The organism is Psychrobacter sp. N25K4-3-2, assembly GCF_015351755.1.
GTDB classification, from domain to species: domain Bacteria; phylum Pseudomonadota; class Gammaproteobacteria; order Pseudomonadales; family Moraxellaceae; genus Psychrobacter; species Psychrobacter glaciei.
In genome coordinates, this window is sequence record NZ_JADKLX010000007.1 from 31,153 (window position 1) to 50,857 (window position 19,705).

18 protein-coding genes are annotated in these 19,705 nt (G+C 43.9%); 11 read left to right on the forward strand and 7 right to left on the reverse strand.

Going from position 1 to position 19,705, the window contains the following annotated elements; genetic code table 11:
• Positions 1 to 19 precede the first annotated feature (19 nt).
• From ureE to IOD06_RS12555, 4 genes are all read left to right on the forward strand, one after another.
• Complete coding sequence (gene ureE, locus IOD06_RS12540; protein WP_189582279.1) at positions 20 to 574, forward strand: urease accessory protein UreE; 555 nt, start codon at positions 20 to 22, stop codon at positions 572 to 574.
• Positions 567 to 1,382 carry an urease accessory protein UreF gene (locus IOD06_RS12545; protein WP_189582282.1) on the forward strand — a complete coding sequence of 272 codons (816 nt, stop codon included), beginning with the start codon at positions 567 to 569 and terminating at the stop codon, positions 1,380 to 1,382. The genes ureE and IOD06_RS12545 overlap by 8 nt, the downstream gene beginning before the upstream one ends.
• 38 nt (positions 1,383 to 1,420) lie before the next feature.
• On the forward strand, positions 1,421 to 2,074 hold the full coding sequence (gene ureG, locus IOD06_RS12550) for an urease accessory protein UreG (protein WP_189582284.1): 654 nt from the start codon (positions 1,421 to 1,423) through the stop codon (positions 2,072 to 2,074).
• Positions 2,075 to 2,191: 117 nt separating this feature from the next.
• Positions 2,192 to 2,878: a HupE/UreJ family protein gene (locus IOD06_RS12555; RefSeq protein WP_194621138.1), complete on the forward strand. Its 687-nt coding sequence runs from the start codon at positions 2,192 to 2,194 to the stop codon at positions 2,876 to 2,878.
• Between the two features lie 283 nt (positions 2,879 to 3,161).
• On the opposite strand, the gene IOD06_RS12560 is transcribed toward IOD06_RS12555, so the two are convergent.
• From IOD06_RS12560 to IOD06_RS12570, 3 genes are all read right to left on the reverse strand, one after another.
• A complete protein-coding gene (locus IOD06_RS12560; protein WP_194621139.1) occupies positions 3,162 to 3,869 on the reverse strand; it encodes an ABC transporter ATP-binding protein in 708 nt (235 codons plus the stop codon).
• 64 nt (positions 3,870 to 3,933) lie between these two features.
• Positions 3,934 to 5,202, reverse strand: coding sequence for an FtsX-like permease family protein (locus IOD06_RS12565; protein WP_227670053.1), 1,269 nt, complete (start codon positions 5,200 to 5,202; stop codon positions 3,934 to 3,936).
• The gene (locus tag IOD06_RS12570; RefSeq protein WP_194621177.1) at positions 5,199 to 6,440 is read right to left on the reverse strand and encodes an efflux RND transporter periplasmic adaptor subunit; all 1,242 of its coding nucleotides are present in this window, start codon (positions 6,438 to 6,440) and stop codon (positions 5,199 to 5,201) included. Before IOD06_RS12570 ends, IOD06_RS12565 begins: the two co-directional genes overlap by 4 nt.
• A 265-nt stretch (positions 6,441 to 6,705) precedes the next feature.
• On the opposite strand from IOD06_RS12570, the gene IOD06_RS12575 reads away from it, so the two are divergent.
• Entirely contained in the window at positions 6,706 to 7,602 is an 897-nt protein-coding gene (locus tag IOD06_RS12575; protein ID WP_194621140.1) for a 3-hydroxyacyl-CoA dehydrogenase, read from the forward strand.
• A 318-nt stretch (positions 7,603 to 7,920) separates the two neighbouring features.
• Here IOD06_RS12575 and IOD06_RS12580 read toward each other — a convergent pair whose 3' ends face one another.
• Both IOD06_RS12580 and IOD06_RS12585 read right to left on the reverse strand, forming a co-directional pair.
• Positions 7,921 to 9,018, reverse strand: a complete 1,098-nt coding sequence (locus IOD06_RS12580; RefSeq protein ID WP_194621141.1) for an L-dopachrome tautomerase-related protein — start codon at positions 9,016 to 9,018, stop codon at positions 7,921 to 7,923.
• A 194-nt stretch (positions 9,019 to 9,212) separates the two neighbouring features.
• Positions 9,213 to 9,668 (reverse strand): DoxX family protein, encoded by a 456-nt coding sequence (locus IOD06_RS12585; RefSeq protein ID WP_194621142.1) that lies wholly within the window; start codon positions 9,666 to 9,668, stop codon positions 9,213 to 9,215.
• Between the two features lie 161 nt (positions 9,669 to 9,829).
• Here IOD06_RS12585 and IOD06_RS12590 point away from each other — a divergent pair, with 161 nt between their 5' ends.
• From IOD06_RS12590 to IOD06_RS12615, 6 genes are all read left to right on the forward strand, one after another.
• Positions 9,830 to 10,747, forward strand: coding sequence for a LysR family transcriptional regulator (locus IOD06_RS12590; RefSeq protein ID WP_194621143.1), 918 nt, complete (start codon positions 9,830 to 9,832; stop codon positions 10,745 to 10,747).
• Between the two features lie 507 nt (positions 10,748 to 11,254).
• Complete coding sequence (locus IOD06_RS12595) at positions 11,255 to 12,517, forward strand: YbfB/YjiJ family MFS transporter (protein WP_194621144.1); 1,263 nt, start codon at positions 11,255 to 11,257, stop codon at positions 12,515 to 12,517.
• A gap of 133 nt (positions 12,518 to 12,650) precedes the next feature.
• Entirely contained in the window at positions 12,651 to 13,334 is a 684-nt protein-coding gene (locus IOD06_RS12600) for a glutathione S-transferase family protein (RefSeq protein ID WP_194621145.1), read from the forward strand.
• A 29-nt stretch (positions 13,335 to 13,363) separates the two neighbouring features.
• The gene (gene yghU / locus IOD06_RS12605; RefSeq protein ID WP_010200983.1) at positions 13,364 to 14,221 is read left to right on the forward strand and encodes a glutathione-dependent disulfide-bond oxidoreductase; all 858 of its coding nucleotides are present in this window, start codon (positions 13,364 to 13,366) and stop codon (positions 14,219 to 14,221) included.
• Positions 14,222 to 14,457: 236 nt separating this feature from the next.
• Entirely contained in the window at positions 14,458 to 15,042 is a 585-nt protein-coding gene (locus IOD06_RS12610) for a TetR/AcrR family transcriptional regulator (protein ID WP_194621146.1), read from the forward strand.
• 793 nt (positions 15,043 to 15,835) lie between these two features.
• Positions 15,836 to 17,713, forward strand: coding sequence for a hypothetical protein (locus IOD06_RS12615; RefSeq protein WP_194621147.1), 1,878 nt, complete (start codon positions 15,836 to 15,838; stop codon positions 17,711 to 17,713).
• A gap of 298 nt (positions 17,714 to 18,011) precedes the next feature.
• On the opposite strand, the gene IOD06_RS12620 is transcribed toward IOD06_RS12615, so the two are convergent.
• Positions 18,012 to 18,440, reverse strand: a complete 429-nt coding sequence (locus IOD06_RS12620; protein ID WP_194621148.1) for an acetyl-CoA carboxylase biotin carboxyl carrier protein subunit — start codon at positions 18,438 to 18,440, stop codon at positions 18,012 to 18,014.
• Between the two features lie 23 nt (positions 18,441 to 18,463).
• The gene (locus IOD06_RS12625; protein ID WP_110923445.1) at positions 18,464 to 19,651 is read right to left on the reverse strand and encodes an NRAMP family divalent metal transporter; all 1,188 of its coding nucleotides are present in this window, start codon (positions 19,649 to 19,651) and stop codon (positions 18,464 to 18,466) included.
• Positions 19,652 to 19,705 lie beyond the last annotated feature (54 nt).

Consider the following 19,705-nt stretch of genomic DNA (forward strand, 5'->3'; position numbering starts at 1 on the left):
ACGGACTATAAATATAATTATGAACATTTATACGCAACGCCTTGATCCATCAACCCTCAACTCTGAACAACAGGCGATTATTGATAGGCAAAAACAGGCAGAAAACTTTTTATATTTAGATTTCGATACCCGTCAGCGTAGCCGTTTTAAAGCAGAAACCCAGCATCAAGAATCCATTGGTGTTGATTTGCCACGTACGGAAACCATTAAGAATGGCAGTGTGCTAGCAGACTATCAAGGTAATTTAATACAGATTATGGCTGCCAAGCAAGCTTTAATCGAAGTGACTGCCGATAATGATTTTGACCTTATGAAAGGCGCTTACCATTTAGGCAACCGCCATGTGCCTTTAATGCTGACCCCTACTGCCCTCTACTTTGAGCCTGACCATGTTTTAGAAGCGATGTTACATCAACTTGGCCTACATACCCAAACCGTACAAGCGCCATTTGAGCCAGAGACGGGTGCCTATAAAGGCAATCAAGGCGGACTCTCTCACTCCCATGGTCATAATCATAGTCATCACAATCAAAACCATGACCATTCACACACCCACGGCAACTCTCATGACTAATCATGCCACGCACTCCCAGCATCCTGCTAGTACACCACAAGGTATGAATTATTTGAATCATGCAGATGTGACCGGACGTTTGCTCATGCTGGCGTCAAGCAACTTACCTATTGGCAGTTATACCTACTCGCAAGGCATAGAACCTGCTATTGAGTCAGGGCTTATTCATGATGAAAGCAGTAGCATGGATTTTATGAGTGATTATCTAGAGCTGGCATTATGTCGTTATGAGCTACCGCTACTAGCGCTCATTATTGAAGCCCTTATGATTGAGGACGTCGCACTTGCTGATGCTTTAGGTGCAGATTACCACGCTAGCCGCGAAACCAAAGAATTCGTCTATGAGTCAAGTCAATTGGCTCTGTCTTTATCCGCATGGCTTGATAATGTCCTTGAGCTCAATGTACCTGATAGCTTACTCGCCCATGGGTTTTTGCCACTATTTGCCCATATTAGCTCGCACTGGCAATTTAACCCTGTACAAGCCATGACCACTTACGCTTTTGGTCAAATCGAAAATATGGTGCTGGCTGCGGTCAAGACTGTACCGCTTGGACAAATGGCAGGACAGCGAATCATTTGGCAGCTGCAACAGCTACTAAGCCAACAAGTACAGCCACTGGCTGCTCGCGTCGAGCAAAGCTTTTTGTACGCTCAAAGGCTGCCGTTAATGGCAGATAGCTCTGACATAGCGATATCAAGGCTAAATCTACTTTATAAACAGTTACAAATATCCGCTAACCTACCAAATTTAGCGCTCCTGTCTTGCCAGCATGAAAGGCAATATAGCCGCCTATTTCGCTCTTAATCGCTGATAACCCAAACACTTATTGAGGATATTTATTTATGGCACTGACACCCAAAGTCGAAAACAAACATTCAGACACGACGCTCTCTCCTCTACGCTTAGGTATTGGTGGCCCTGTAGGCTCAGGAAAAACGGCATTAACGCTGAGATTGTGTCAACGCCTACGCGATAACGTCAATATGGCAGTAGTGACCAATGATATATATACCAAAGAAGACTCTGAATTTTTAACGCGTCATGAGGCCATGCCAGCTGAGCGCATTCGCGGTGTCGAAACGGGCGGCTGCCCGCATACTGCCATCCGTGAAGATGCCTCGATTAACCTATCTGCCATCGCCGAATTACAGCAGCAGTTTGCAGGTCTTGAGCTTATTATCATCGAGTCTGGTGGCGATAATTTGGCAGCAACTTTTAGCCCTGAATTGTCCGACTTGACGCTATATGTCATTGATGTCTCGGCAGGCGATAAAATCCCTCGTAAAGGCGGCCCTGGTATCATGAAATCGGACTTGCTCATTATCAATAAAACCGACCTTGCCCCTTACGTAGGCGCGTCACTTGAGGTGATGGCACGTGATGCCAAAAAAATGCGCGGCGATAAGCCTGTGGTTTTTAGCAACATGAAAACGGGTGAAGGCGTTGATGACATCGTTGCTTTTATCCTTGATAAAGGCATGATAAACATAGCGTAAGACCATGCCTGTAATGCCACATGCTATGGCATAAATAGAGGTTCTGCAAACTACTGAATGATAAGCAGATTATCAGACAGTGATCATATCGATTAGCTTACACATTAAGGATTTATCATGACCATAAAAACCTCACAATCCATGACACGTAAAAACCTGACTAACAAAACGGCAATGGTCAGTGGCTTAGCACTGCTAACATGGTTGGCAACGCTACCGACACTGGCATTTGCTCACCCAGGCCATGGCTTGATAGTAGCAGAGGGCTCATTTAGCAACTCAATGTTGTCTGGTATGTTGCACCCTTTGACTGGGTTCGACCATCTGATGCTAGCACTGGGCATGGGCTTGCTATTTACCCAAATGCACAGCTTCAAAAAAGGCTTTACCTCATTAGCCATTGGTTTGGTAGCAGGGTTTGCGTTGAGTTTAAGTGTGAGCCTTAACAGCACGTTTATTGAATTCGGTATCCTACTGTCTATCGTATTATTAACCCTAGCACTTATGAGCCGCTACTTTAACCATGCACCGAATCAAAGCAACGAGGCAGCAGTGAACACATGGCATAATTTAGCCATCGTTGGCTTTGGTGCACTCGCTATGTTCCATGGTGCGGCACATGCCATTGAAGTTCCTGCCAACAGTAATACTGCTGGCTTCTTTATCGGTATGATTGTTGCCATGCTAAGTCTATATACTGTCGGCAAAGGGTTTGCTACCTATCTAAACACTCATCTGCAAGACAGCTTGATTGTTCAACGTGTTATAGCTGTTGTCGGTTTATGCGGTGTGCTGTTGAGTTAGTGCTAGCAGAATATCAGCAGCTTTATTAAACATCGCTTATCCATGCTAATGAACTATTATAAGAGTCTTCGATAGTACTGACCTATGATTTCAAATCCGTAGACATTAACTTGGGAGATTCGCGTATTGTAGTTTCACAAAAACTTCCTCTATGATGGTAGGATAAAATTAGTTGAATTTTCTTCTCTATAATTGTAATGATGAGCGGTTACTTATCTAATCAAGCACGCCGCTAATATTAGGGTCTGTTGAACATTCAAATGTGGAACAGACCCTATATTTTTTAATTATTCAACGTATCACTATCAATACGACCATCAACCAAATTAATCGTTCGATCACAGGATGCTGACAAGCGCGGATCATGAGTAACCAGCAATACTGCGCAATCACGTTCCTGATGGACTTTTCGGAATAGCTCAAACACTTCTCCGGCCGTAACGGTATCCAGATTACCCGTAGGCTCATCGGCTAATAATAATGCAGGCTCAGTTATAAGCGCTCTAGCAATGGCGATACGCTGTTGCTGTCCACCTGAGAGCTCGTTAGGTTTGCTGTCAGCAAAGCGCTCTAGACCAACCGCTGCTAGCAGCTCGCGCGCTTTTTGAATAGCGAACTTATCTGCACGACCCTGTGTTAGCGTTAGAGGCATCAAGATATTATCTAAGGCACTGAAAGCTTGAATTAAATGATGAAACTGAAACACGAAGCCGATACTACTGCCGCGCAAAGCGGTGCGACCGGCATCATTCATAGCACTGGTTGCTTGACCCAACAGATACAGCTCACCGCTAGTTGGCTGATCCAATAACCCTAGCACATTTAACAAAGTACTTTTACCTGAGCCTGAAGGACCAATCAGGGCTGCAAAATCATCAGTACCAATAGTTAAGTCAATACCGTGAAGCACCTCAATCTCATTAGGCTGACCGATGTTATAAGACTTTTTGAGCGCCTCTAAACGCAAGACTTCGTGAGATTGTCTGGACATAAGGGTTGACGTCTTATTAAGAAAATTAGTAGAACGGCTGTTAAGAGTGTCTGTGGAATCATTATTAGACATAGCGAATAGCCACCACGGGATCAAGTGCCGCTGCTCGCCGCGCTGGAATAGCGGCGGCTATCACACCGGTTAGCGTTGCTAACGACATGGTCACTAAGATCAAGTTTATCGATATTGGAATCGTAAATATATTGGGTCCAAAGGTATTAAAAGACCATACCAATACATAGCTGACGCCACTACCGACAATCGAGCCTAACAAACCAAATACAGCCCCTTGAATCAAGAATATTCGCAAAATTTGCTGTCGGGTCGCGCCCATTGCTCGTAGGATACCAATCTCTCGCGTACGCTGAACCACACTGACCGACAACACACTGGCAATGCCAAAAGCCACCGAAATCGCTACAAAACCTACGATCATATTGCTAGATAGGCTTTGAGCAGTCAGACCGCTCAGCAGTTGGGCATTGGTCTTTATCCAGCTTTCTGCTTGTAGCGAGGTCAAACGTCCAACTTGCGCAGCGATCTCCTCCGCTTCAAAAATGTCTTCAACAGTCAGATCAATAACGGTGATACCACCCGGCAAGTTTAGTAAGGACTGCGCTTGTTTTAGGTCTAGATAAACGTAGCGTGCATCGAGCTCTCGTACGCCAAGCTCGAATATACCAGCGATATTGACTACAGCGCTGTTGTTATTGAGATTATTATTGAAATTATTATCGCGACTACTATCATCATCTTGACCGCTATCTAAGCGCAGCTTGCTACCGACTTCTACACCCAAGTTTTTGGCCAACTCACTGCCAATCAATACATTATCTGCGCTCACTCGTAGCTCGCCACTGATTAAATACTCACTGAGTGGTATGATTTTTTGATAGCGCTCCAGATCAGTACCGACTAGTATCACTGACTCTAATGCCTCACCACGCCGTACGAAACCAGGCCCAGATACGTTTGGTGACACTGCTGTTAAGAGAGGCAGCTGATCTAAAGTATCAGTGATTTGCTGCCAATTATTGATTGAACGCAGGCGCTGCGGACGCTTGTCCTCTTGTATCAGTTGTAGCGTATCATCAACAGGCGGCGCTATTAGGTTGACTTCATCTGGCGATACTAAGCGAATATGTGCCTGACTACCAAGGGTGCTATCAATAAGGTTGGTCTGCAATCCTTGAATCAATGCGGTGATAAATATAATAACCGCAACACCTATTGCCACTCCCAACGTAATCATCAGTGACTGTATTCGTCCCTCGCGCAAAAAACTGATGGCAATGTTTGCATCAATCCAAAATCTACCAAAAAAAGCCGTCAATTGACTGTCTCCACTGATTGGCTCTTATCATTTGCCGTCGTTATCTTGTCAGTATCAGTATTAGCAAAAGGGGCTGCTTGCTGAACGGTTCTAACTCGTGCGCCATCAGCTAGTGAGGCAGTGGCATCAACCAAAATCTCATCGCCTGCGCTTAAACCTGAGAGCACCTCTGATGCTGACAACCCACGCAATCCTAATCTCACTTGCTGGCGTTGTACTTGACCATTGCGTAATAGCAGAACGTCAGCATTGTCTTTTTTGACATTGGCTAACGCATCATTAGGAACCACCACCGCTTTTGCACGTCGATCCGTTTCGATATTTACTGATACCGTCATATCTTGACGCAAAAACTCAGGTATAGGATCGACAGCCAATCTCACTTCTACCGTACCACGCTGTGGATCTATGCTTGGCGCAATAAAGCTGATATGTACTGGGAATGGCTTATCAGGATAAGCATCAGCAATAGCGACCGCTTGTTGCTCAACTTCTAGGCTTGATAAATTACGCTCATCAAGCGGTACTCGTATCTCAGTATTACCATCGAGAGCGATAGTGAATAAGCTCTGACCCGGCTGTACTAACTCCCCTATCTCAACATTACGAGTCAAGATAGTGCCGGATACTTTGCTACGTACTTGCGTTTTATTGAGCTGCGCCTGCAATGCTGCGATACGGGCACGTAATAAGTCCTCCTCTACACCACCAGTGGATAATGCCTTTGCTTTGAGGCGGGCGTTTTCAAGGTCATTACGGGCTTGTTTTTGCACTTGGATTGCCTGCTCCATTTCTTCATCAGAAATGGCCGAGATGGCTGCTAACTCACGCCTCCGCTCGACATTACGGCTAGCTTGCGCCAATGCGACTTCGGCATTGGCCAAATCCACTGCTGCCTGTGGACGGTTACTACTGACCAGCTCTGCCAGTTCTGCTTCTGCTTGACGCACTTGAGCAGTAATTTCATCGGCGCTAAGAACTAGCAATAAATCACCAGCTGCTACTTGCTGACCTTCCTGTACCAGTCGTTCTAATACCACACCAGCCACTTCACTACCAATCTCAGTACGTGAGACTGCAACGATACGTCCAGTCGCTACTACCGTCTGTACCAAAGGCATAGAAGATAACTTATAGCTTGGTAACAGCGGTCCTTGCCACCAGCGAAACACTAAGAAACCTGCGACAGCTATGAGTAATAGTGCGCTAACAATAGATTTATAAGGAATAGCGCGCAATGAGTTTCTCCAGTTCATAGTAAAGAGCTATCTAAGTGTAGCACCTGCTAAATTTGATTATTATCAAATATTACCGGAAAGAATTAATTATCATAAATAAACTCAACCATCACCAAGATGTAATGGTCAACTAATTGAGGACCGACCCTAATATTTTTATAGAAATGAAGGTTGAATAATAAAGTAAATTGACTTAATAATAGGTCTATAAGTTTTAGACATTTATCTAGCGACTTATATCCACTACTTTTAGGAAATGAATACAATGACGTATAAAAATGTAACGGTCGCTGGAAGCGGCATCCTAGGCTATCAAATTGCTTTTCAAGCCGCATTCCATGGCTTTAATGTCAGTGTCTATGACATTAATGATGAGGTTTTGGAAAAAGCAAAGTCAAAATTTCCATTGATGAGCAAGGCTTTTCGAAAAGATTTGGGAGCAACGCAAGAGCAGTTGGACAAGACCTTTGAAAATCTTAGCTATACCTCAGACTTAGCAGAAGCGGTCAAAGATGCCGATCTAATGATTGAAGCTATTCCCGAAATTCCTAAAATTAAAATCGAATTCTATGAAAAGCTTGCCAAACTAGCGCCAGAGAAAACCATATTTGCCACCAATACCTCAACCTTACTTCCTAGCCAGTTTGCCGAATCAACGGGAAGACCTGCTCAGTTTTTAGCGCTACATTTTGCCAATAAAATTTGGATGCATAATGTCGCTGAAATCATGGGACATCCTGGCACAGATCCTAAAGTGTTTGATGATGTTGTTGCTTTTGCTACCGCCATTGGCATGGTGGCTCTACCGCTGGATAAGGAGCAACCCGGCTACATAATGAACAGTTTATTAGCGCCTTTCATAGACGCAGGCCTGCAATTACTAGCCAAAGAAGTTGCCGATCCGCATACGATAGATAAGACGTGGATGATAGTGACTGGCGCGCCTGTAGGGCCATTTGGCATATTGGATACGATAGGTATCAATACGGCCTACAACATCACTAAGCTAGCCGCTGAAACGACTCAAAACCCGGTCAGATTCAAGGCCGCTAAGTATCTAAAAGAGCAGTTGATCGATCAAAACAAACTGGGTGCTGCGACTGGCGAAGGATTTTACACTTATCCAAACCCTGCCTTTATGAGTCCTGACTTTTTAAAATGACAAATAGACTATAAAGTCGGCTTTTACTCACCAGTTTGTCTTGCTCTGCAAGCTGGCTTATCAGTAATAGCTTTCTTCTCTCTCCGCAGCATAGTTTTTGATATATCATCAAAAATAAATGATTTAGTTTACTAGGGTGTGTCTTCATTTTGAAAATGGTGATAAAAATGAGATAAATTGCAGCCAAGCAAGAAAAATAGTGCAGATAATATTGAGATGTTATCTGCACTATTTGATGCAGCTTGGCAAGACTTAGCCCATTTAGTCGCTTTCGTTCAGATTGAGGACACTCCCCAAACAAGATAACCTGTATTTACATTACCGACCTACCCACACTCTGTAGATATAGTAAGGTGGCTGGCCTTGATCGACAGTGCCAGTGAACTGTGGTGTTTTGTGTAATTGATTGACTGCAACATATAACCATCCATTTGCATCTAAAGACACATTGTCAGGCCAATCGAATCGACTGTCTCGTACCAACGAGGTTAGCTGTCCTTTATTATCAAGCACATCTACGCCATTATCGTTTAAGTTGGTAAAGTAGTGGTTTCCGTGACTGTCTGTAGTAGCACCATCAGATACGGGCTTGTCACCAACACGGGTAATGCTCTTACCAATCTGCTCATCGCTGGCATTTGCTCTAAATAAGGTCGCGTCTAAGCTGTACCAAGACTTACCATTCATCGCGCCAAAATAAATCGTATTGTTATCGGCGGACATCGTGATTGGGTTGATACCATTATTTGTCGGCTGACCACCTAGCATGATATCTACGCCATTGATCACCATTTTTGCGTCAGCTTCAGGTTGTAAAGCGACGTGATTGCCAAAACGACGTATTTCATTGGTATTCATATCAATCGCAATAATAGCTGGATTGGGAATATCAGCCAAATAAATCCATCCGTTCTTTCTATCAACCACTAAATCTTGCACAAAGCTATTCTTTGGTGCGATGTCTGTAGGTATATCGATTTTGCTAATTAATGCACCGGTTTTAATATCAAAGCCCCAAACACGAGTTTTACCGATGTGCTGACCCATATCAACAATCCATAACCCACCTGCATCATCTTTGGTGATACCTAGTGGCGTATCAATGGTCGCTTCACCATACTGCCCTTTAGGTGACTGAAATTTACTTGAAGGCCAAGGCTGATAACTGTTAGTGCCAGTAACTTCAAACAGCTGCACTCCCTGTTCACCATCGTTCGGATGCACGGTAGAAAAGACCCGACCATCAGCCGTAGCCATGACATTTCCTGGCCGAATAGGTAAAGCAATAACTGTTTCTATCTGTCCCGATGTCGCCACTTCATTTTTTACTTGAGGAGCAGATATAGCTTCGCTCTTTAATAGACTACATCCTGCTAGGGCTATAGTGGCCAACCCAATAATAAAAATGTTTTTCATCGTTGATTCCCAAATATTTAAAGAGCCCTATGATAGCCTTTTTATCTATTAAACAATACGGGCTGATTGGCTGTGACTGATTACCCATTAGCTATTACCCCATTGCTCTTTATTTCAATGACAAATAAAGCGCTGGTACGTGTCAACATTGAGATTCAAAAAGCACAATTTTTCGCAGGTTTTATCTTCGATCGTTATTTAACCGACCCTATTTTCTCTGATAATGCTTTATCCAGACTAAGAGAACCGCCACCTTGTACGGCTAAAGCAAGCAAAGCGACCATCAAGACTAAGGCGTATTCGTAACCACCATCAGCGGCAAATAAACCATTACTGATATGTACAGAGAAGATCGCAACTAACATCGTAAATGCAGCAACCAGTGCGGCAGGTCGTGTGAGTAAGCCCAAGACTAAGGCAAGACCACCAAAGAACTCAGCGCCGCCTGCCAATATCGCCATTAGCAAACCAGGCTCCATACCCATACTACTCAGCCATTGCGCAGTGCCTGCTAGCCCATTGCCACCGAACCAACCAAATAGCTTTTGCGCACCATGGGCGGCCAAAATCAAACCTATTGGTATACGTAATATTAGAGCAGCTGCACCAGCATTCGATAGTAAAGCTTTATGTATTATTGACGTTTTCACTAATGATTACTCCATCATGTTTATTATTTAAAGTTATTCGATCTATTGGAATGAACACACTTTACTATCAATAAATCAAAAGAGTAAGATAGATAATATTGAATAATTAACAACAAAACGTTTATAATTTATTTGACGACTAACTAGTAATAGGAAGTAATATGGACAGAATCGATGCGATGCGTACCTTTGTAGCGGTGGTGAACGAGGGCAGCTTTAGTAAGGCGGCAACTACTACACAGCTCTCACCACAACTGGTCAGCAAATATATTGCGAAACTAGAGGAGCAGCTACATACTCGCCTGCTCAATCGTACGACTCGTAAAGTAAGCGTGACTGAAGCTGGCAGCCAGTATTTTATCCATGCGCAGCAGATTTTATTGAGTATTGATGAAATGGAGGCGCAATTGGGCGGTTTACAGCAGCTCCCTAAAGGTATCTTACGAATCAGTGCGCCCGTCTCGTTCGCCTTAAAGCATATGGCAAAATTGGTCACTGACTTTCAAGCACGTTACCCTTCAGTCACTGTTGATCTACAGCTAAGCGACCGAAAAGTCGATATTGTTGAAGAAGGGTTTGATGTTGCACTGCGTATTGGACAGCTTGAAAGCTCATCACTTATTGCTAAGAAAATCGCACCTATTCGTGTGGTTTTATGCGCATCGCCCGACTATCTTAATATTCACGGTACGCCTAAACGACTTGAGGATTTAGAAGCGCATCGCTATTTGCATTATAGCTATATGAATATAGAAACTAAGGGACAAGTTTTCAAATACCTAAAAGCCAAACAACTCAAGGAAAGTAGTGTTTTTCGGAGTAACAATGGCGACGTATTGGTAGAGGCAGCCATTGAAGGCGCTGGATTGGTGTTGCAACCGACCTTTATTGCTAGCAAAGCATTAAATGCTGGCAAGCTAGTCATAGTGCTACCTGAATATGAACCGACCCCTATCGGATTATATGCCATCTATGCCCATAGAAAACTGCTACCTCACAAGATCAGGTGTTTTATTGATTTTATGGCAGACTATTATGGTACACCGCCATATTGGGATGAATGTATCAGCAGGAAATGATTACAAACTTCAATGCTCAACCACTGATCTATTAATACTTACGGTTGCCTTGAAAATTTGAACGCGAATAAGCAACTGAGAGATCTATATATCAAAGAAAAATACTACTGTAATAGCAGAAAGACATCCGTATGAAGACTATACCGTAGAAGTAGTAATCAAAATGCCAGTCCCTCAAATGTTCTGGCATTTTTTATGTCATTCATGAAGTATTTAGCTTCTTATGTAAAACCCTATTGAACGAACGTTCAGGCAAAGTTATACTCGTTTGTATTGTGCATGATGATGATCAGAGAGATCTAGTTGATATCCGTCGCTAAGGAAGCAGCAAAAGCTGCTTATATTACGATCATGCCACAGTCGCTTGGAAATTCTACGAGACCTAAACACAAAAGGATGTGTGTAAAATGGGTAATACTTTAAGCCAGATAACCGCTTTATTCGACCTATCTAACATGAGCACTATGATCGCAAAATTTGCTTTTCTCCACTTATCGGAGAATCACAATGCATGATGGGATCATTCAACAAGACGACCAAGATCGCACGCCTCCCATTAGATTAGGTGGACTACACTATGCTTGGATCGTTGCTGCGACAGGTGCTGTGGCAATGTTTTGCGGACTTGGCTTAGGACGATTTGCCTTTGGAATGCTATTGCCATCTATGTCGGCTTCTTTGGAATTAAATTATACTCAAAGCGGCATATTGGGGTTTACTAACCTCATAGGCTATCTCGTAGCCGTTATTTTAAGTCCGCTCATCCTACCTCGATTTGGTACTCGAGCTACTGGGACGGCCAGCCTTCTCTTAATTGCTGCCTCTATGCTTGGTATGGCCTTTACCACAAGCTTCCCTCTACTATGCACACTTTATGTGCTCACTGGTATTGGTAGCGGCGGCGTGGTTTTGCCGATGATGAGCGTCATGTCGCATTGGTTTTTTCCTTCGCACCGTGGTCTTGCCTTAGGACTGGTCATGGCTGGTCCTGGGTTTGGTATTATTTTGTCTGGCTTTGTCGTCCCAAAACTCCTACCTGTTTCCACACTACTGTCTTGGCAGACAGGCTGGCTAATTTTTGCGGTTATCAATGTTGTAGTGGCTTGTCTTACTTTCGCTTTGATTCGCAATCACCCAAACGATGTCAATCAAAGTCCCTTTGGGCGCACCCCAACCTTACCTGTAAAAAATAAGAAAAAACTAGAGCGTAGCAATATCAAGCTGCTTGTGCATTTGGGCATTATATTTGCTATTTATGGCGCCACTTATATGGTTTACGTGACTTTTATCGTGACTAGCATGGTTGGCTCATATCAACTGAGCGAAGCAACTGCAGGTGGCATTTGGGCATGGATTGGGCTGCTTAGTGTCTTTTCAGGTATGCTCTTTGGCTGGATTTCTGACCACATTGGCAGACGTCTTGGGCTCGCTCTGGCTTTTTTCTTTCTGGGCATCGCTTATCTGCTGGTCGGATTGACCGATTGGACTTTAGGACTGTATATGTCCATCATTCTGTTTGGCTTGGTGGTCTGGAGCGTGCCTGTCATTATGGCAGCCTCCGCTGGCGATTATTTCGGACCTGCCGCGGCAGCAAGTGCTCTTGCGGCACTGACTTTTGCTTTTTCGGGTGGGCAGGCGCTCGGACCAGTGGCAGCAGGTTATCTCGCAGAGCTTACTGGCGACTTTAGTATCAGTTATATGATGTCTGGCATTGCCGCCTTTGTCGCGATTGGACTCGCCTTATTATTACGACCACAAAAATCTGTTTAATAAAAATTATCGCTACAGTTGACCTTAATAAAACAAATAATTAGTCAAAATACACTTGAACGGTCGTTCATTTATGTTTATTGTAGCTACGCGACGGACATCTAAATTCTTTTCACCCTTTAAGGATAGTATTATGATTAAATTTTATTTTCACCAAACGCCTAATCCAATGAAAGTGGCTTTGTATCTTATGGAGACAGGCCTCGCTTACGAGCTGATGCCGGTAGATACTTTGAAAGGTGAGCAACACACGCCTGAGTATCGCGCGATTAACCCAAACGGTAAAGCGCCCGCTATCGAGGACGATGGCCACCGAGTTTTTGATTCGACAGCTATTTTGATGTACTTGGCTGAAAAAACAGGCAAGCTTGCTGGAAAGCCAGAAGACCGAGGCGAGATGCTGTCATGGCTAATGTTTGTCGCGACAGGCCTAGGTCCATTTTCTGGTCAATCAGTGCACTTTAGACATAAAGCGCCTGAAAAAAACGCTTATGCGATCAATCGTTATCTTCGTGAAGCAGAGCGTCATTACGAAGTGCTAGATAAGCACATGGAAGGCCGTGACTACTTGGTTGGAGACACCTACTCTATTGCGGATATCTCTGCTTGGGGATGGGTTGACAAGGCCGCCTTTGTATTGGGCGAAGCAGGGTTAGACAATTACCCGAATCTCAAACGCTGGTTTGACAGTATAAACACTCGTCCTGCGGTTGATAAAGCTCGCAATATCGCCAAAGACATTGAGTTCAAATCAGATTTTGATGACGTAGCTGCACGCGCCTTATATCCACAAAACTTTGCCAAAGATATTAAATAACCTCGAATATAAAAACAGGAATAATAAAAATGGAAAACCAATACGTACCTCCCAAAATCTGGACGCATGACGCAGAGAGTGGCGGTAAATGGGCCAGTGTGAATCGCCCCGTTTCCGGTGCTACCCATGAGAAAGAATTACCAGTAGGCAAGCATGATTTGCAGCTGTATTCGATGGGCACGCCCAACGGTCAAAAAGTCACTATTATGCTAGAGGAGCTATTAGCACTGGGCAAAGACGCAGAATACGACGCCCATATGATTAATATTGGCGACGGCGATCAGTTTTCATCAGGCTTTGTCGATATCAACCCCAACTCAAAAATCCCAGCGTTCGTTGATCGCTCTGTCTCAGAGACTGAGATGGTATTTGAATCGGCATCTATTTTGCTTTACCTTGCGGAAAAGTTTGATACATTACTACCTAAAGCAGGCAGCAAACGCACCCAAGTCTTTAACTGGCTATTTTGGTTACATGGTTCTGCCCCGTATTTGGGCGGCGGTTTTGGGCATTTTTATGCTTATGCACCCGAAAAATTTGAATATGCCATCAATCGCTTTACCATGGAAACCAAGCGCCAGTTGGACGTGCTTGATAAGCAATTGGCGAAAAATGAATTTATTGCCGGTGATGAGTATAGTATCGCCGATATTGCTACTTGGCCTTGGTATGGCAACTTGGTGTTGGGCAATCAGTATGAGGCAAAAGACTTTTTGCAAGTCGATGATTACACCCATGTGCAGCGTTGGGCAAAAGCTATCTTAGCGCGTCCCGCAGTACAACGTGGTCGTATCGTCAACCGTACGTGGGGCGAAGCATGGGAACAACTGGAAAACCGTCACAGTGCGACAGATATCGATAAAGTGTTGGCACTAAAACCGGAGTAACTGGTTAGCACCAACACAGTGCTGCTAGGATAATTTTTTATCGCCTCTATCGGCGTAGGCACATAGGCACATAGGCACATAGGCACAGCACGCAAGAAACAGTTATCCTAGTAAAACGTTATAATGGTTATGCTTTTGTAGTTTGAGATTAACTCTACCAATAAGACTAGTGTGACTTGGTTTTCCAGAATTTAAGATGGCAGTTTTATAAAACAATAGCTTTTAAGGTGAACATGATGAGTGAACAAGCGAAGTTTAATCGTGATGACGTAATCGAAAAAGCCAAAAATCTTTATTGGGAAAAAGGCTACCACGCCACCTCCATGAGAAACTTACAGGAGGTCATGGACATGCGCCCTGGCAGCCTTTATGCCGCTTTTGGTAACAAGGACAATTTGTTTAAAGAAGCCTTAAACCGCTATGCTGAGCAAGGGGCGGTCAATCTTACCAATGGCATTGCGCAAGAAAAAACCGTCCTAGCTGGCCTCAAGCGGTTTGTCCGAAGTGTGACTGTCTGTAGCAAAGGCACTGCACCCAGCGGCATGTGCATGGTGGTCAAAACCATCGCGGAGCTCACACAAAACGACAGCCCAGAGTTACTGGCTTATGCGACAAGCATTTTAGAACGTGTGGAGACCTCTTTTGTTAGAGCCTTTGAGCAAGCCATCGATAACTGTGAAATAAGCAGTGATAAAGATCCAAACGAACTGGCGCGCTACTTCCAAATTCAACTCATCGGTTTGAGGACTTATGCGCAGGTAAGTAATGATAAAGCAGCGGTAGACAGATATATTGACGATATATTCGAGCAGTTTTTATAAGATGATTTTTGTTAGGTATCATTCAAATCTACATGGATGTTATCTGTGAAAAGAAATCAGCACACCTTTGATTTAAACATACGCCTCTTTGAAGTCTGAATGCGTAAGCCATATTTAGCTGCCATTATCTCAGATAAAATATAGGCTGAGGATGTGGCAGGTCAAGTGGCAAATGGTTTTTTGCTCAATACCGTTAAAATATTCGCTAATCCCACTCAGTTTGAGATGGCAATATCGCCTCGCCTTATGCTAATAGATTACTCTCCAAAAAAGACAGCCTAGGCTGTCTTTTTTATGGCGTATTATTCTATAGTCAAGGAGTTTTAGAATCGCTACAAGGCGACTGACCGCAAATAGTACATTGAGTACATCTAGCACGGATAAAACCGTAGCGGTTTAAAAGTGCTCTGACTATATAAGTGAGAATAAGCAAAATACTGCTTTGGTCGAGTGCCATCCGCAGGGCTGTGCGCGCCGTGGGCATAGAATTTAAAAAAATTTAGGCCATAAATCGCCAAAAAAAAATAGTTTGATTATCATCGTCAGGGTACATAACTAAAACATCACTGTTTGTTTATAAAACTTGATAGCAAGCATCAGCTGTAAAATTAGCGCGAATGGCTTTACTGTCTTAAGAGTAAAATTATTTAATATTCAGTGAGTTATGATTTAGCGTACTTTATACCTATTATTTTTTATTTATTACTTAAATTTAACACAATGTAATAATTATGTGATATAAAAAATCTTACATACGGAAATGTTGCCGGTCTAGCCGGAAATGGAGATTTAAATGCGACTGAATAAGCTTTCGATTGCCGTTCATGCGGCTACTATTTTTGCAGCTAGCATTGCGTTGGCAGGATGTTTTTCTGATGATGACAACGACAATAATATTACTAGCACACCTTCGGTAATTGAGCCTTGTTCCTCGGTACTTAATGCTATCCAAGTAAATGATATGTGTGTATCGACCACGACTGTATCGAGTCCTGCTAAAGCAGCACAAACCCCTGGTACCGAAGGCGTGATGGTCAGTAATCCCAAACTCATCACTCATTTAGGTGCAAACGCTGATCTGAACCAAGCACGTTATACGCGTTACGCACTCGCTGATCAAGACAATCAACAGCCCGACGCTATTCTAGTTGCCATACCCGGCACACTAGGCTCAGCGCACAATTATTTCCGGCTGGCTGAAAACCTTATGATAAAGGCGAAGGCTGCTGGAATGACAGTCGAGGTATGGGGTTTTGATCGTCGCTCTACATTACTTGAGGACACAGCTGGTCTGGATATTGCTGAAAAAAATAGAGATGTTAAGATCGCTTTAGACTCTCTTTTTGGTGGTGAGCTGGATCTAGATCTGAGTCCTGAGTTGAATCGTCGTGCTGAATTTTATGAGCAAAGTGACGTTCCTTTTATGGTGAATTGGACGCCTCAAGTTCATTCACAAGATATTAATGAGGTAGTCGAATTGGCACGAGAAGCGGCGCGTAATGGCAACGTCTTTTTAGCAGGTCATTCTGCTGGTACGGGATTTGTAGCACGTTATGCGGCGACTGATTTTAATTTTAGTGGCATGGGTGCTGAAGAGCCTGGTTACGCTAAGCTGCGAGGACTGGTACTACTGGAAGGTTCAGGTGGCGCGCTAGCAGGTGAGCCTCCTTCTGATACCCAGTTAGATGCTGTGGAAGCTGCCGCTGATGGTGGACTTTATGCAGCAGCGCAAGCAGGTCGAATAAGCTCATATATTGCTTTACCAGGCCTAAGTCCGCGGCTAGTGGCATCGACTGAAGTACTGGGTATGCAAATGGTATTTGAGGATACGATTAATGGCACCCAGAATATACTACAACAAGGTTTCGGTGCAGATCGCAATGGCAAAACAAATAGCGTCTATCAGCAGGTAGAAGGCCTTGTCGATCGTCCTGTGCCAGTGACCGCTGGCGCTGCTGTAGGTACTTTTCAGGATGATGATAATATCCTCACACCAGCATTCATTCAACTATCAATGGGTATCATTGGCAATTCAAATGCTGATGGCGTGTTTACATGGTTAGATAATGATCAGCCCTTGCCAAGTTCAGTCTTTGTTGACAATGGGCCTGCGCCGACCATGCTATCGAATCAGCCTTTGATTTGGGGTGTTGAGGCAGAGCCAACCAATCTGAAGCGCATCGCACCATCGTTCTTTGTCGGTGGTACTAACTACAGTGATTGGTATTATCCTAGTACTGGTTTGCTACTTGCTAACAACGCGGCGGCAGGTGGTGCAAATTTGGGGCTCGATACCAGTAAACTATCATTACCAATAGCCCAAGGTGGACGGGGCCGATCAGATATTGTCAATCAAACTCAAGCCCGTAAGATTGATGTGCCGGTGATTGGTTTTGGTGGTACTAACGGTCTGACACCTGTATCGGGGCTCTGGCGTAGCTTTGCCAATGCAATCGCGCCTTGTGTCACAATGACGTGTAATGGGACACCAAGAATGTTGTCTGGCGCGGCAGATTTAAGCGCATTTCCAACTTATGGTGGGTCAGAAGGTGGCTTTGAAGTATATATGAGTGAAGGCTATGCACATAACGATATACTTTCCGCTGACGACGATGCCAACAACAATGTGATTGATCCGTTGCTCGCGTTTATCAAACGCAATGCTCAGTAATTGATTCACTACAACAGTAGAAAGGCCACCTTCGAGTGGCCTTTCTTAGTTCTTTCTGTGGTTCAAGCTCGCTTAACAAAAGCTGTTTTTGCTACCGAAATAGTTATAGCTTAAATTCTCTTTGCAACAGCAGGCTAACTAACAGAGTCAAAACTCCAGTTTAAAGGCTATAGTCAGGTCAATGTAAAACAGAGACAGCGTGACATCATAGGTCAATAAAAAATCAATGTCAGCTATCGAAACCGCCTTAGGTAATACCACCTACACCCACCTATACGAATATTAAATACCTACCTGTCTAAATAGGAGCGCCCGATAGGTCGAAAATAGGCTGTCCGTATTCAACGTTCTGGCCACTTTCAACCAAAACTGCCGTGACAACACCTTCTTTATTACTAATTACTGGCTGCAAACGGGTCAACTCATCAATGAAGCAAATGGTTTGACCTTTTTGAATATGATCGCCTTCTTTGATCAAGTTGTCTGTTGCATCGTCTTCACTTAAGTAGACCTTCCCCACGTAAGTGGCACCTACTTGCAAGACATCACTGCCCTGCTGTTCAGGCTCATGCGTAGGCGTGGCCTCTATAGGATTCGCGCTCACATTATTCTGCGCACCTAGATTATTAATGACCGTAATAGACTGCCCATTGTCTGCAATCGTGACTTCGTGCAGCTGACTGCTTTCAACCAGTTTGACCACACGTTCTATTTGCTCTATATCCATAATACATTCCTTATCTTAATTTTTTAACTCATGCCCAGATATTTAGCAATGGTCATGACACTTAGGATGCTCATCACGATGGCGATTAACCAACCAAATACCGCAATCCAAATAGGATGCTTATAATTGCCAACGATATTTTTTCTGTAGGCAGCAATCAGGATGATGACCATAGCGATAGGCAATACCAAACCATTTAACGTACCGACCAATACCAGTACTTGGGCTGGTTTACCGATAGTGGCAAACACCATTGTCGAGATCACGATGAAACCAATAATGAAGTAGCGTTTGTGCTTTTCAATGAATGGATGGAAGTTGGTCATAAAAGACACAGAGGTATAAGCAGCACCAATCACCGAGGTCACAGAAGCCGCCCAAATCACCATACCAAAAATAACTTTACCCGCATTTCCTAAAATGTACTGAAACGGCGACATGGCTGGGTTTGCTGGGTCTAATGCAAAGCCTTGAGATACCACGCCTAATACGGCAAGGAATAAAAATACGCGAATCACAGAGGCAATTAAAATACCAGAGACAGAGCTTCTGGTCACTGATTTTAAATTCTCTTCTCCGCTGACGCCTGCTTCTAATAAGCGATGCGCCCCTGAAAAGGTAATATAACCACCAACCGTACCGCCGACTAGCGTCACGATAGCCACTGCATCAATTTTGTCAGGCATGATGGTTTTGCTGACGGCTTCTGCTAATGGCGGATCAGATTTAAAGACCACATAAATGACCAATACAATCAGGATAAAGCCCATTAACTGAGCGAACTTATCCATCATAGGACCCGTTTCTCGGCCTAAAAATATCGCTACGGCAATCACACCACTGATCAGGGCGCCTGTAATGGGTGACATATTGAACATGGACTGCATGCCAAGTCCGGCACCGCCAATATTACCAATATTGAAAGCCAGACCACCCGCAATGATTAAGAACGCGAGCAAGTAACCGACACCAGGAAACACCAAGTTGGCGATTTCCTGTGCACGTTTTTTGGAGACAGCGACTACTCGCCAAACGTTAAGCTGGACGCCGATGTCCATAACAATAGATATTAAGATAACAAAGCCGAAACTCGCCATTAGGCTTTCGGTGAATGTGGCCGTTTGGGTCAAAAACCCTGGCCCTACTGCTGATGTAGCCATCAGGAAGGCCGCGCCTAAAATGGCGGTATTGTGTTTTTTTATGGTGCTCATAAACATCCTTGTGCTATATGGGATTATTTAATCAAATGATTAGGAAACGGATAT